8 protein-coding genes are annotated in these 13,797 nt (G+C 72.4%); 2 read left to right on the forward strand and 6 right to left on the reverse strand.

Features of this window, described 5'->3' with window-relative positions; genetic code table 11:
• Together ACFV4N_RS30160 and ACFV4N_RS30165 are read right to left on the reverse strand one after the other, a co-directional pair.
• The coding region (locus ACFV4N_RS30160) for a LacI family DNA-binding transcriptional regulator (protein WP_499676010.1) at window positions 1-804 on the reverse strand (804 nt) is incomplete at its 3' end.
• Window positions 786-2,336 (reverse strand): glycoside hydrolase family 13 protein, encoded by a 1,551-nt coding sequence (locus ACFV4N_RS30165; RefSeq protein ID WP_499676011.1) that lies wholly within the window; start codon window positions 2,334-2,336, stop codon window positions 786-788. The genes ACFV4N_RS30165 and ACFV4N_RS30160, both read right to left, overlap by 19 nt.
• A gap of 222 nt (window positions 2,337-2,558) precedes the next feature.
• Between ACFV4N_RS30165 and ACFV4N_RS30170 the strand changes: the two genes are divergently transcribed.
• Window positions 2,559-4,127 (forward strand): carbohydrate-binding module family 20 domain-containing protein, encoded by a 1,569-nt coding sequence (locus ACFV4N_RS30170; RefSeq protein WP_499676012.1) that lies wholly within the window; start codon window positions 2,559-2,561, stop codon window positions 4,125-4,127.
• Window positions 4,128-4,178: 51 nt separating this feature from the next.
• On the opposite strand, the gene ACFV4N_RS30175 is transcribed toward ACFV4N_RS30170, so the two are convergent.
• Both ACFV4N_RS30175 and ACFV4N_RS30180 read right to left on the reverse strand, forming a co-directional pair.
• Window positions 4,179-4,700 (reverse strand): NUDIX domain-containing protein, encoded by a 522-nt coding sequence (locus ACFV4N_RS30175; RefSeq protein WP_499676013.1) that lies wholly within the window; start codon window positions 4,698-4,700, stop codon window positions 4,179-4,181.
• Window positions 4,701-4,891: 191 nt separating this feature from the next.
• The gene (locus ACFV4N_RS30180) at window positions 4,892-5,350 is read right to left on the reverse strand and encodes a MarR family winged helix-turn-helix transcriptional regulator (RefSeq protein ID WP_499676014.1); all 459 of its coding nucleotides are present in this window, start codon (window positions 5,348-5,350) and stop codon (window positions 4,892-4,894) included.
• A gap of 56 nt (window positions 5,351-5,406) precedes the next feature.
• Between ACFV4N_RS30180 and ACFV4N_RS30185 the strand changes: the two genes are divergently transcribed.
• Window positions 5,407-6,447: a serine hydrolase domain-containing protein gene (locus ACFV4N_RS30185; protein ID WP_499676015.1), complete on the forward strand. Its 1,041-nt coding sequence runs from the start codon at window positions 5,407-5,409 to the stop codon at window positions 6,445-6,447.
• A gap of 470 nt (window positions 6,448-6,917) precedes the next feature.
• On the opposite strand, the gene ACFV4N_RS30190 is transcribed toward ACFV4N_RS30185, so the two are convergent.
• Together ACFV4N_RS30190 and ACFV4N_RS30195 are read right to left on the reverse strand one after the other, a co-directional pair.
• A complete protein-coding gene (locus ACFV4N_RS30190) occupies window positions 6,918-11,870 on the reverse strand; it encodes an NAD-glutamate dehydrogenase (RefSeq protein WP_499676016.1) in 4,953 nt (1,650 codons plus the stop codon).
• A 196-nt stretch (window positions 11,871-12,066) separates the two neighbouring features.
• Window positions 12,067-13,422 (reverse strand): hypothetical protein, encoded by a 1,356-nt coding sequence (locus tag ACFV4N_RS30195; RefSeq protein WP_499676017.1) that lies wholly within the window; start codon window positions 13,420-13,422, stop codon window positions 12,067-12,069.
• Window positions 13,423-13,797 lie beyond the last annotated feature (375 nt).

Raw genomic sequence — 13,797 nt, forward strand, 5'->3', positions numbered from 1 at the left:
GTCCAGGCCGCGCTGCCGGGCCGCGCGGATCGCGCCGAAGGCCATGAGGTCGCTGCCGCAGACCACGGCGGTGCAGCCGCGGTCGAGCAGGGCGTTGGCCGCCGCCTGACCGCCCTCCACGGTGAACAGCGAGTGCTCCACCAGTTCCTCCGCGCGCGGCCGCGCGAGCGCGAAGCCCTCCACCATGCGCTGCGCGGGCACGAACCGCCGCGGGCCGACCGCCAGCCCGATCCGCTCGTGCCCGAGTTCCACCAGGTGGGACACCGCCAGCCGGGCCGCGGCCAGGTAGTCCACCGACACGAAGGGCGCGGACACGCGGTCGGTGAACCCGTTGACCATCACGAAGGGCACGCCGCGGCCGGCGAGCTTGACGTAGCGGTCCATGTCGGCCGTCGTGTCGGCGTGCAGGCCGGACACGAAGACGATGCCGTTGACGCCGCGGTCGACCAGCATCTCGGTCAGCTGGTCCTCTGTGGAGCCGCCCGGTGTCTGCGTGCACAGCACCGGCGTGTAGCCGTCGCGGGTCAGCACCTGCTCCACGACCTGCGCGAACGCCGGGAAGATCGGGTTGCTCAACTCGGGGGTGATCAACCCGATCAACCCGGCGCTGCGCTGGCGCAGGCGTGGCGGGCGCTCGTAGCCGAGGACGTCCATCGCGGCGACCACGGCCTGGCGGGTCGCGGCGGAGACGCCTGGCTTGCCGTTGACGACCCGGCTAACCGTCGCCTCGCTCACGCCTGCCTGGTTCGCGATGTCACTGAGCCGCGCTGTCACACCGTGTGACTCTACGGGCGCGAGAGCCACACGGTCGTGTCCGGCGGCACGAGAACGTCCGCGTCTTCGGTCGCCACGCCCGAAGAGGACAGCAGCACCTCGCCGTCGAGGGGCAGCCGGACCACGGTCGAACCCAGGTTGACCACGCACGTGAACCTGTTCCGGTGGAAGGACAGCACGCCCTCCGGCGCGTCCGACCACTCCACTTCGGAGCCCGCCCCGAGGTCGGGGTGCTCGCGCCGAACCCGCAGCGCGCGGCGGTACAGCTCCAGCACCGAGTCCGGGTCGCCCTGCTGCGCCCGCACGCTCAGCGACGCCCAGTCCGCCGGCTGCGGCAGCCACGAGCCGCCGTCGCCGAAGCCGAACGACGGACCCTCGGGCGTCCACGGGATGGGAACGCGGCAGCCGTCGCGGCCCCGGTCGGTGTGGCCGGAGCGCTCCCACACCGGGTCCTGGAGCACGTCGTCGGGCAGGTCGAGCACCTCGGGCAGGCCCAGCTCCTCGCCCTGGTAGACGTACGCGCTGCCGGGCAGGGCGAGCATGAGCAGGGCGGCGGCGCGGGCGCGGGCCACGCTGCCGTAGCGGGTGACGTGCCGCTGCACGTCGTGGTTGGACAGCACCCAGGTGGTCGGCGCGCCGACCGGGGCCATGGCGGCGAGGGAGTCGTCGATGACCCGCCTCAGCTCGGCGGCGTCCCACCCGGCGGTCAGGTAGTGGAAGTTGAACGCCTGGTGCAGCTCGTCGGCGCGCAGGTAGCGGGCGGTGCGCTCGGGGCTGGGCGTCCACGCCTCGGCCACGCCGATCCGCCGGCCCGGGTAGGAGTCGAGGACCTTGCGCCAGTCGCGGTAGATCTCGTGCACGCCGTCCTGGTCGAAGAACGGCAGGGCGTCGGTGCCCAGCAGCTTGAGGTGGCCGGGCGTGCCGACGTCGGGCAGGCCGTCGGCCTTGACCATGCCGTGGGCCACGTCGATGCGGAACCCGTCCACGCCGAGGTCCAGCCAGAACCGCAGCACGTCCAGGAACTCCTCGCGCACCTCCGGTTGGTCCCAGTTCAGGTCCGGCTGCTCGGGCGCGAACAGGTGCAGGTACCACTGGCCGTCCGGCAGGCGCGTCCACGCGGGTCCGCCGAACACGGACTCCCAGTCGTTCGGCGGCTGGTCGCCGCGGCCCTCGCGGAAGTGGTAGCGGGCGCGCTCGGGCGAGCCCGGGCCGGCCGCCACGGCCTGCCGGAACCACTCGTGCCGGTCCGAGGTGTGGTTGGGGACGAGGTCGACGATCACGCGGATGCCGTGCGCGTGCGCGTCCTCGACCAGCAGCCGGGCGTCCTCCAGCTCCCCGAAGCTCGGGTCGACGGCGCGGTAGTCGGCCACGTCGTAGCCGCCGTCGGCCATCGGGGACGCGTAGAACGGGGTGATCCACACCGCGTCCACGCCGAGGTCGGCGAGGTAGGGCAGCCGGGAGCGGATGCCGGGGAGGTCACCGACGCCGTCGCCGTTGGAGTCGGCGAAGCTGCGCACGTAGACCTGGTAGATGACGGCCTCGCGCCACCAGTCCTGCGTCATTGGGGGGTGTCCTTCCGGATCGGGTCGGCCGGAGGGCCATGAAATACTTTGCAAGTGTTTTCAGCAAGTCCCTCAGCTGGTATGACCTAGGACACATCCCCTGCCAGCCAAGGAGACATCGTGGTTTCCGCAACCCGGCGAGCGCTGCTCGCCTTGACGGCCTTGCTGTTGTCCCTGCTCACGGTTCCGCAAAGTTTTGCGAGCCCGCCGTCGTCGAAGGACGTGACGGCGACGCTGTTCCAGTGGCCCTTCTCCAGGGTCGCGAGCGAGTGCACCAACGTGCTCGGGCCCGAGGGCTACGGGTTCGTCGAGGTCTCGCCCGCCACCGAGCACATCCAGGGCTCCCAGTGGTGGACCTCGTACCAGCCGGTCAGCTACCGGATCGCCGGCCGCCTCGGCGACGAGGCCGCGTTCCGGAACATGGTGAACACCTGCCACGCGGCGGGCGTGAAGGTCATCGCGGACGCGGTGATCAACCACATGAGCGCCGGGTCCGGCACCGGCACCGGCGGCTCGTCGTACACCAAGTACAACTACCCCGGCATCTACGGCGACCAGGACTTCCACTCCTGCCGCAGCCACATCACCGACTACCGCAACCGCGACGACGTGCAGAACTGCGAGCTGGTCGGGCTGTCGGACCTGAACACCGGCAGCGACTACGTGCGCGGGCGGATCGCCGCCTACCTCAACCACCTGATCTCGCTGGGCGTCGACGGCTTCCGCGTCGACGCCGCCAAGCACATGGCGGCGGCCGACCTGGCCGCGATCAAGTCGCGGCTGTCGAACCCGAACGTGTTCTGGGTCCACGAGGTCATCTACGGCGCGGGCGAGGCCGTGCAGCCCGGCGAGTACACCGGTTCGGGTGACGTCGACGAGTTCCGCTACGCCTACGACCTCAAGCGGATCTTCAACAACGAGAACCTGGCGTACCTGAAGACGTTCGGTGAGTCCTGGGGCTACCTGCCGAGTGGCCGGGCTCGCTCGTTCGTGGACAACTGGGACACCGAGCGCAACGGCTCGACCCTCACGTACAAGGACGGCTCCACCTACACGCTCGCGAACGTCTTCATGCTCGCGTGGCCCTACGGAGCCCCGAACGTGTACTCCGGCTACGAGTTCGGCAACCACGACGCCGGCCCGCCCGGCGGTTCCGAGTGCTACACGTCCGGGTGGAAGTGCCAGCACCGGTGGACGCAGATCTCGAACATGGTCCAGTTCCGCAACACCGTCGCGGGAACGGCCGTGACGAACTGGTGGGACAACGGCGGCGACGCCATCGCGTTCGGCCGGGGCGCCAAGGGCTACGTGGTGATCAACCGCGAGGGCGGCCCGCTGACCCGCACGTTCCAGACGTCCCTGCCCGCCGGCACCTACTGCGACGTCCAGAAGGACGGCTGCGCGACGGTGACCGTCGGCGCGAACGGCCAGTTCACCGCCACCCTCGGCGCGGGCGAGGCCCTGGCCCTGCACACCGGCGCGACGAGCGGCGGCACCACTCCCCCGCCGACCGGCGCGGCGTCGTTCGCGGTCGACGCCACCACGTCGTTCGGGCAGAACGTGTTCGTCGTCGGCGACCACCCGTCGCTGGGCGCGTGGAACCCGGCGAACGCCGTGGCGCTGTCCTCGGCGACCTACCCGACGTGGCGGGGCACGGTGCCGCTGGCCGCGGGGACGGCGTTCCAGTACAAGTACCTCCGCAAGGACGCCGGCGGCGCCGTGACCTGGGAGAGCGGCACGAACCGCACCGCCACGGCCCCGGTGACGCTGTCGGACACCTGGCGGAACTGACATCCCTCGGTGGGGGACGCCCGGCCGGGTGTCCCCCACCTGTTCAGGCGGTCAGTTCCCGTGGTGCAGGTACACCGGCCACGGCCCCTGACCCCGGCGGGCCGCGACCGACGACCGGACCCGCCGGGCGAGCCTGGGCGGCAGGAGCTGGTCGAGCTGACCGGGCTCGCAGAACCGCGTCTCGGCGATCTCGCCGTCCGGGAACCGGATCAGCGCCAGGAGGTCCGGGTCGAGGACACCGCCGTCGAAGACGAAGGCCAGCGCGGCCGGGCGCTCGTCGGTGGCGGGCACCGAGTCGATGGCCAGCACCGGTCCGACCGGGACCTCGATGCCCAGCTCCTCGGCGACCTCGCGGCAGGCGGCCTGGAGGGGCGTCTCGCCCCGGGAGGTCTCGACCACGCCGCCGGGGATCTCCCAGCCGGGCTTGTAGGTGGGGCGGACGAGCATCACCCGGCCGGTCCCGTCGAAGAACAGCACCCCCGCCGACACGATCGCCGCCGGCAACGAGGCGTACCGGAAGGGACCGGGGGCGTCCTCGGGGCCCGAGACGTCCCCCGGCTGATCAACGACCATGGGTCTCACGGTACCGAGAGGGGCTCCCCTCTCCCGGCCGCACCACCTTCGGCCTGACCGCTCCCACCGCCGCCGCAGCTCCCACCGGCCCTCGCGCGAACGCCCGCTCCCGCGGCCGACCGGGCCTCGGGCCTCGGGCCTCGGCCTCGGGCGAGGACGCCTCCGGTCCCTTCCGGCCGGGTTCTCGGATCTCACGGTCGCAGCTTGCGGGCCATCAGGTCGCGCAAAGCCCCGGTGCGATCGGCCAGGTCGTGCAGTGCGCTCACCACCGGCGCGGCGCCGTCCCCCAGGACGTCCAGCAGCTCGGCCGTCACCGCCGCCCGAGCCGCCCGCCCCGCCTCCACCGCCTCGTGCCCGCGCGGGGTCATCTCGACCAGTCGGACGCGGCTGTCGTGCGGGTCGGGCCGGCGCACGGCGTAGCCGACCCGCTCCATCTCGGCGACCACCTTCGACGCGCCCTGCGCCGTCATGCCGAGCAGGTCGGCCAGGTCGGTGACGCGGACCGGGCCGACGAGCAGGTGCTGGAAGACGTAGCCGTGGACGGTGCGGACCTCGTCGTGACCGGCGTCGGCCATGCGGGCGCGCACGGCGGCGTCGCAGGACGCGGCGAGGGCGGTGAACAGCAGGGTCAGGTCGGGGCTTGACGGCACGCACGGATACTGACATCTTCAACCAAGGTTTATCAACTGGGGTTGAGGACATGGCGATGATCTGCGATCCAGCGTTCAAGCACGTCGTGGAGCCCTTCCGGGACGGCGTGGTCCGAGGTGGAGCGGCCCTGGCCGTCGTCGCCGGCGGACGCCTGGTGGTCGACGTGTGGCACGGCACGCGGGACGAGGCGGGCCGGGTGCCGTGGGAACGGGACACCGCGGTGAACGTGTTCTCGGTGTCCAAGGCCGTGCTCGCCACCGCGGCGCACCTGGCCGCCCAGCAGGGGCTGCTCGACCTGGACGCCCCCGTGGCGAAGTACTGGCCGGGGTTCGCGACCGACACCACCGTCGCGGACGTGCTGGCGCACCGCTCGGGCCTGGCCGCGATCCGCCGCCGCCTGCCGACCGGCAGCCTCTACGACTGGACCGCGATGACCGACGCCCTGGCCACCCAGGAACCGTGGTGGCCACCGGGCACGCGCCACGGCTACCACGCCGTCACGTTCGGCTGGCTGGTCGGCGAGGTGCTGCGCCGCGCCACCGGCCGGGAACCGCGCGACCTGACCGCCGAACTGGGCCTGTCCCTGGGGTGGCCGGGTCCGGGCGAACCGGCGTTCGTGCTGCCACTGGAGGGCGCGGGCGTCGAACGGCTACCCGCGCCGATCACCCTGTGCGCCTTCGGCAACCCGCCGGACCTCGTGGCACCGGGCGTGGTCAACACGGCGGCGTGGCGGTCCGCGCAGATCCCCGCGGCCAACGGCCACGCCACCGCCCGCGCGCTGGCCGGCCTGTTCGGGCGGATCGGCGACCTGCTCACCCCGCCCACCCTCGCCGAGGCCACGGCACCGCGCAGCGAAGGCCACGACGAGGTGCTGGACGGCCCCACCCGGTTCGGCCTGGGGTACATGCTGCCCAACGAGCTGCGCCCGTACTCGCCGAACCCCCGCGCGTTCGGCCACACCGGGGCGGGCGGCGCGCTCGCGTTCGCCGACCCCGACCTGGGCATCGCGGTCGCCTACACGCCCAACCGCGTCATCTCGACGGCCGCCGGGCCGGACCCGCGTTGGACGCCGATCATCGACGCGCTCTACGCGTGATCAACCCGCGCGTGCGTCCTGTGCGTGACCACCTCGTCCTGTGCGTGACCACCTTGTCCTTTGCGTGACCACCTTGTGCAGCCCACCCCTGCAGGCCCACCACCTGCTGTCTGCCGCCTGTTGCCCACCGCCTGCCGTCCGCGGGTGGCCTTGTCGCTCCGTCCCTGGCGCGTCGCCCGATGTCGGTTCCGAGCGCTCCCGCCATGCCCCTTGCGCCGCCGCCTCCTTCCTCTCCGGCAACGAAACGGCGGGCCGTGATGTTTCCGCGAATCTTCCATTCATGATCGGTTAGCTCGTTCGGGTGATCGTGAGTGGTCGGTGTCGGCGGGGCAGGGCGGCCGGTTCGGGGGCTTCGCCGGTCATCTTGCCGGCGGGGTGCGACAGAGGCAGGGCGAAGGGAAGGCGCAAAAAGGGGCTGTGCTGGAGTACCCCCGAGCCGTGGGGCTCGGGGGTGCTCCGGGGACGGGGGTCTAGCGGATCATGCTGCGCACCTGCCTGGCCGCCACCGACAGGGTGGCCAGGTCCAGCTTGTTGACCCGGTTGATCTCCTCCAGCGCCGCCCGCGCCCGGCCCAGCCGGGACGAGTTGGCCTGTTCCCACTTCTCGATCTTCTCGTCCGGCTCGTCACCGGGGTCGGCGGAACGCAGCACGTCCACCGCGATCGACCGCAGGGACGAGTAGAAGTCGTCCCGCAGCGCCAGCCGCGCCAGGGCGTGCCAGCGGTTGAGGCGCTCCAGGTTCGACACGGAGCTGAGCATCCGGTCGATGTCCAGGTGCGCGGACAGCGCGTAGTACAGCTCGGCCGTCTCCTCGTGCGTCCGCTCCCGCCCGGCCGTGACGCCGTCCTCCCGCTCGGCCAGCTCCGCCACCTCGGTGACGTCCAGCAGGGCGTAGGTGAACAGCAGCCCGGCGACCCTCCGCGCCAGGTCGGCCGGCACTCCGTGCGTGACGAGGCGGTCGGCGTACTCCGTCCAGTACTCCTTCTCGTGCCCCTGGAGCATGTCCGGCACGCGCGGGGCGAGGGTGGCGACCACCGGGGCGAACCGGCTGATCGTGGAGCCGACTGGCAGGGGCTGCGGGCGGTTGGTCAGCAGCCAGCGCGACGCGCGGTCCAGCAGGCGGCGGCTCTCCAGCACCATGGAGTCCTGGACGTCGGTCGGGATGGTGTTGTCCAGCGCCTGGATCTCCCGCCACAGCGACGGCAGGTCGAAGACGGCCGTCACCACGGCGTACGCGCGCACGGCGTCCGTCGCGGAGGCGTTGACCTCCTCGGCCAGCCGGAACGCGTAGGACACGCCGCCGCCGTCCACGACCTCGTTGACCAGGACCGTGGCGATGATCTGGCGGGACAGCGGGTGGCCGCCGATGGCGTCGGTGAAGCGCTCGCGCAGCTCGCTGGGGAAGTAGTCGGGCAGCTTGCGGGCCAGCACGTCGACCGAGGGCAGGTCGCTGGCCAGCACCTCCTCCTTCAGCGCCAGCTTGACGTGCGCGAGCAGCGTCGCCAGCTCGGGCGAGGTCAGGCCCTCGCCCGCCTTCTCCAGCGCCTTGAACTCCGCCGCGCCGGGCAGCGCTTCGAGGGTCCGGTCGAGCGCGCCGCGCTGCTCCAGGTCCGCGACGAGCCGCGCGTGCACCGGCAGCATCGGGGCGGCGTGGGCGCGGGAGATGCCCAGCACGAAGTTCTGGGCGTAGTTGTCGGCCAGCACCAGGTCGCCGACCTCGTCGGTCATCTGCCCGAGCAGCTCGTTGCGCTGTCCGGTGTCGAGCCTGCCGTCGCGGACCAGCTCGTCGAGCAGGATCTTGATGTTGACCTCGTGGTCGGAGCAGTCGACGCCGGCGGAGTTGTCCAGGGCGTCGGTGTTGACCTTGCCGCCGGCGCGGGCGAACTCGATGCGGCCCCGTTGGGTCAGGCCCAGGTTGCCGCCCTCGCCGACGACCTTGGCGCGCAGGTCGGCGCCGTTGACGCGGATGGCGTCGTTGGCCTTGTCGCCGACCTCGGCGTGGGATTCCGCGCGGGCCTTGACGTAGGTGCCGATGCCGCCGTTCCACAGCAGGTCGACGGGGGCGAGCAGGATGGCCTTCATCAGCTCCGGCGGGGACAGCTTGGTGACGCCCTCGGGCAGGCCGAGGGCGACGCGCGCCTGTTCGCTGACCGGGATCGACTTGGCGGTGCGCGGCCACACGCCGCCGCCCTCGCTGATCAGCGAGCGGTCGTAGTCGTCCCACGAGGAGCGCGGCAGCTCGAACAGGCGCTTGCGCTCGGCGTAGGACAGCTGGGCGACCGGGTTGGGGTCGATGAAGACGTGCCGGTGGTCGAAGGCCGCGACGAGGCGGATGTGCTCGGACAGCAGCATGCCGTTGCCGAACACGTCGCCGGACATGTCGCCGACGCCGACCACGGTGAACTCCTCGGCCTGGGTGTTCACGCCCAGCTCGCGGAAGTGCCGCTTGACGCTCTCCCACGCGCCGCGGGCGGTGATGCCCATGGCCTTGTGGTCGTAGCCGACCGAGCCGCCGGAGGCGAACGCGTCGCCCAGCCAGAAGCCGTAGGACTTCGACACCTCGTTGGCGATGTCGGAGAACGACGCGGTGCCCTTGTCGGCGGCGACGACCAGGTAGGTGTCGTCGCCGTCGTGGCGCACCACCTGCGGCGCGGGGATGACCGTGCCCGAGCTGAGGTTGTCGGTCAGGTCCAGCAGGCCGGAGATGAACATGCGGTAGCAGGCGACGCCCTCGGCGAGGGACGCCTCGCGGTCCAGGCCGGGGTCGCCGGTCGGCGCGGGTGGCCGCTTGACCACGAACCCGCCCTTCGCGCCCACCGGCACGATCACGGCGTTCTTCACCGCCTGCGCCTTGACCAGGCCCAGGATCTCGGTGCGGAAGTCCTCGCGCCGGTCGGACCAGCGCAGGCCGCCCCGGGCGACCGCGCCGAAGCGCAGGTGCACGCCCTCGACGCGCGGCGAGTACACGAAGATCTCGAACCGCGGCCGCGGCTGCGGCAGGTCCGGGATGGCGCGCGGGTCGAGCTTCACGGCCAGGTAGGGGCGCGGGGCGCCGTCGGCGTCGCGGACGAAGTAGTTCGTGCGCAGGGTCGCCTGCACGAGGGTGAGCAGGCTGCGCAGGATGCGGTCCGCGTCCAGGCTGGTGACGTCGTCGATCAGGCCGGTGATCTCGGCGGTCAGCGCCTCGGTGCGGCCCTCGCGCTGGTCGTCGGCCAGGGACGGGTCGAACCGCGCCTCGAACAGGCGCACCAGGGCCGTGGCGACCTCGGTGTGCCCGAGCACGGCGTCCTCGATGTAGTCCTGGCTGTAAGGGGTGCCCGCCTGGCGCAGATACTTGGCGTAGGCGCGCAGCATCGCCGCCTGCTGCCAGGACAGGCCGGCCTTGAGCACGAGGGTGTTGAAGCCGTCCACCTCGGCCTCGCCGCGCCAGGCGGCGGCGAACGCCTCCTGGAAGCGGGTGCGGACGGCCTCCAGGTCGTCCCGGGACAGCTTGTCGAGGGTGACCTGGTCGATGCGCAGGCCGAAGTCGTAGATCCAGCACTCGGTGCCGTCGTCGCGCACCAGCTCGTACGGGCGTTCGTCGACCACCACGACGCCCATGCGCTGGAGCATCGGCAGCACGTCCGACAGCGTGATGCGGGCGCCGACGAGGAACAGCTTGAACCGGCGTTCGCCGGGCTCGGCCTGGCGCGGCACGTAGAACACCATGTCGAGGTCGCCGGGGTTGAGCGCCTCGATGCGGCGGAAGTCGTCCAGGCCCTCGGCCGCGGTGAAGTCCTCCTTGTAGGCCTCGGGGAACGCGGCGGCGATCCGCTGCCCGCGCTCGGAGGCGGACTCCGCGCCCAGCCCCTGGCCCTGCTCCAGCACCGCCTCGACCATGCGGTCGTCCCAGGTGCGGATCGCCTCGGCCAGCAGCTGCTGGAGGTAGCCGGTGTCGGGTTCGACCTGGCGCTGGGGCTCGGTGTGCACCGTGAAGTGCACGCGGGCCAGCGCGGACTCGCCGATGCGGGCGCTGTACTCGAGGTTCACGCCGCCCAGCCGGTCGATCAGCACCTCCTGCATGGCCAGCCGGGAGGTGGTGGTGTAGCGGTCGCGCGGCAGGTAGACCAGGCAGGAGTAGAAGCGGCCGTACGGGTCGCGGCGCAGGAACAGGCGCAGGCGGCGGCGTTCGGCCAGCGCGATCACGCCCGTCACCGTCTGGTACAGGGTGTCGGGGTCGACGGAGAACAGCTCGGTGCGCGGGTAGTTCTGGATCACCTCCAGCATCTGCTGGCCGGAGTACGAGTGCAGCGGGAAGCCCGCGCGGTGGATCACGTCGCGCACCCGGCGCTCGATGGCCGGGATGTCCAGCACGTCCTCGTGGAGGGCCGTGGTGGAGAAGACGCCGAGGAACCGGTGCTCGCCGGTGACGTTGCCCTCGGTGTCGAAGGTCTTCACACCGACGTAGTACGGGTAGACCGAGCGGTGGACGCTGGACTGGGCGCTGGCCTGGGTGAGCACCAGCAGCTCCGGGGACAGCGCCTGCGCGCCCGCGTCGGGGCCCGCGGTCAGGCTGCGCGCCGCGAGGCTGTCCTGTCTGAGCACGCCCAGGCCGCTGGCCAGGACCGCGCGCAGGGCGGGCTCGCCGTCCGTGGCCGGGTCGTCGCGGACCACCTCGTAGCGGCGGTAGCCGAGGAAGGTGAAGTGGTCGTCGGCGAGCCAGCGCAGCAGCTTCGCGCCGTCGGAGACCTCGTGCTCCGGCAGCGGCGGCGGCGACACCTCCAGCTCGTCGGCCAGGGTGAGGGCGGTGCCGGTCATCTTGCTCGTGTCCTCGACGACCTCGCGGACGTCGTTGAGCACGGCGTGCAGCTTGGTCTCCAGCTCACGGGCCCGGTGCGGGTCGGTGAGCAGGTCGACCTCGATGTGCATCCACGACTCGGCCAGCGCGTCGGCCGGCGGGCCGGCCGGGTCGGCTGCGGGCAGGACGTCCTGGAGCGCGCCGGTCACCACGTCCCGGCGCACCACCACGATGGGGTGAACCACGCGCTGCACCTGCACGCCGCCGCGGGTCAGCTCGGACGCGACCGAGTCGACCAGGTACGGCATGTCGTCGGTGATCACCTGCACGACCGTGGCAGGACAGGTCCAGCCGTCGTGCGCGCGGGTCGGGTTGATGATCCGCACCACCGGGCGGCCCGGCACGCGGGTCTCGGCGAGCTGGTAGTTCGAGCGCACCGCGCCCAGCAGGTCCACCGGGTCGTCGTCGATGACCTCCTCGGCCGGGACGTGCCGGTAGTACAGGCGGATCAGGTCGGTCAGCTCGGGGGCGTTGGCGGCGGCCCGCTCGATCAGCTCGTCACGCGCCTGCTCAGGGCTGGCCGCGCGGGCCACGGCGCCGTTGCCGGTGGCGAGCTCGGATCGGGACGGGACTCCAGTCGAGGTCATGTTCAGGCGGCTCCACGCTATCCGGTACCTCTGTGTACCGGGTCCGCGCTCCACTTAATCACATGCGCGCGAACCCGATCGTCGCAACCCTGCGACTGAATCGAACCACTTGACGGAAAGTGGCGAATTAACCACGGCACGGATCAATTTCCCGCTTTGTTACCCGCGGGAAACCTTATTAGAACCTCAAATTATTTCAGGATTCGGGAAGGGTCCAGGTGTCGAAGCGGGGCGGGTCCACGCGCCGGATCGGGCCGGTGGTCTCGTTGTCCGGGGCTTGAGCGCCCTGGCCTGGCGGGGAGGTCCGGGTGGCGGGGGTCGCGGGGACCGGGCCGGTGGGGAGGGGGCCTGCGGCGGTGGTGGGGGCGGCGGTGGGGCCGGTCGTGGTCGGGCCGGTGAGGATCGGGCCGACGGTGGCGGGGCCCGAGGTGGTCGAGCCCCCGGTGGTCGGGACTGCCGCGGTCGGGGTGACGCCGCCGGCGGAGGCGACCGGGGTGATCGGCACGGTGTCGTCGTCGGCCGGCGCGGCGTGGGCCGGTGAGGCGTGAGCCGGCGCGGCGTGGGCGGCGCGGGCGGGCTGTTGCTCGACGGGGTCGAGCGGTGTGCCGTGGGTCCCGTGGCCGGTGTGGTCGGTCTGGTCTGCGTGGTCTGCGGGGGCGCTCGGGTCCGTCTCGTCGGTCCGACCGGCGGCCTCGTCCTCGCGGCGGGCGTCCTCGTACGCCACCAGGGCCTCGGCCAGCAGCTCGGCGAGGCTGAGGTCGCTCTTGGGGCGGCGCGCGGCGCGGGTGGTGCTCGGCGAGTCGACCGGCGCGCTGATCGGCGGGAGGTCGATGGTCCGGCCGCCCACCACCACGGACCTGACGAAGGGCTGCTCAGAGCCGTCGTCCTCGACGTCGGCCGCGCTGAGGAACCCGGTCGAGCCGATCGACGGGGGCGGGGCGGGAGGTGCCGGGTCCGGCTCCGGGGCGGGCGGCGCCGGTGCCGGGTCGGGATCCGTCGCGGTGGGCTCCGGTTCCGGAGCGGGCGCGGGCACGGGCTTGGGCGCGGGGTTGGGTGCCGGCTCCGGTTCGGGGGTGGGGTCGGGCGCGGGGACCGATTCCGGTGTGGGGGCCGACGCCTGTTCCGGCACGGCTGCCGGGTCCGACAGGGACACGGGCTTCAGGACGGTCGTCAGCTCGGACGCGGACGGGGGCGGCACGGATGAGGGCGGTGCGGCCGCGGGTGGCACCGGTCCGGGCGGGGTGGGCGCGGACTCGGGCGAGCCGAACGCGGTCGCCGGGGTGGCGGCCGATCCGGGCTCGGGCGACGACCCGGGCTCGGACAGCGACGTCGGCTCGGGCAGCGCCAAGGGCCTGGGCAGCGCCACGGACTCGGGTGGCGACGTCGGCTCGGGCGTGTGCCCGGAGACCGGCGCGGGTTCGGGCTCGGTCGCGGGCTCCGGGGTCGACCGGCGTTCGGTGGCGACCGCCGAGAAGGGCTCCGGGTCTCCCCCGACCCCGATCGCGGAAGTCGTTTCGGGTTCGGCCTCGATCTCGGCGGGGACGTCGTCCACCGGCGGGATCGCGGCTCGGCGCGACTCATCGCCGTCCGCGCCACCCATGGGGAACGCGGAGGGAACAGAAGTGAAATCGGGCGGTTCCGGCGTCCTCGCGGTGGGGATGACGGGGCCCTTCACAAATGCGGCACCAAGTCCAACCGGCGGGACATCATCCCGAATCGCGGGCTGAACCATAGTGGGCGAGTCGAACATGTCGACCGGTTCCTCGACGCGGAACCGCGCCGGCGGCTCGACCCGCCACTGCACCTGCTCGACCGGGGTGTCGGCTTCGGGGATGGTTTCGCGCTGGGCGGCGGAAGCCGGTTCGGCGACCACCGGCTCAACGGCTGCCGGCTCGGCGGCGCGGGGCTCGGCGGCGCGGGGCTCGGC

This window comes from Actinosynnema sp. NPDC059797 (assembly GCF_042732085.1).
Taxonomy (GTDB): domain Bacteria; phylum Actinomycetota; class Actinomycetes; order Mycobacteriales; family Pseudonocardiaceae; genus Actinosynnema.

What these genes read in the sequence shown, in the direction of transcription:
- ACFV4N_RS30165 (WP_499676011.1), bottom strand. Translation starts at nt 2,336, where the DNA reads ATGACGCAGGACTGGTGGCGCGAGGCCGTCATCTACCAGGTCTACGTG.
- ACFV4N_RS30175 (WP_499676013.1), bottom strand. Translation starts at nt 4,700, where the DNA reads ATGGTCGTTGATCAGCCGGGGGACGTCTCGGGCCCCGAGGACGCCCCC.
- ACFV4N_RS30185 (WP_499676015.1), top strand. Translation starts at nt 5,407, where the DNA reads ATGATCTGCGATCCAGCGTTCAAGCACGTCGTGGAGCCCTTCCGGGAC.
- ACFV4N_RS30190 (WP_499676016.1), bottom strand. Translation starts at nt 11,870, where the DNA reads ATGACCTCGACTGGAGTCCCGTCCCGATCCGAGCTCGCCACCGGCAAC.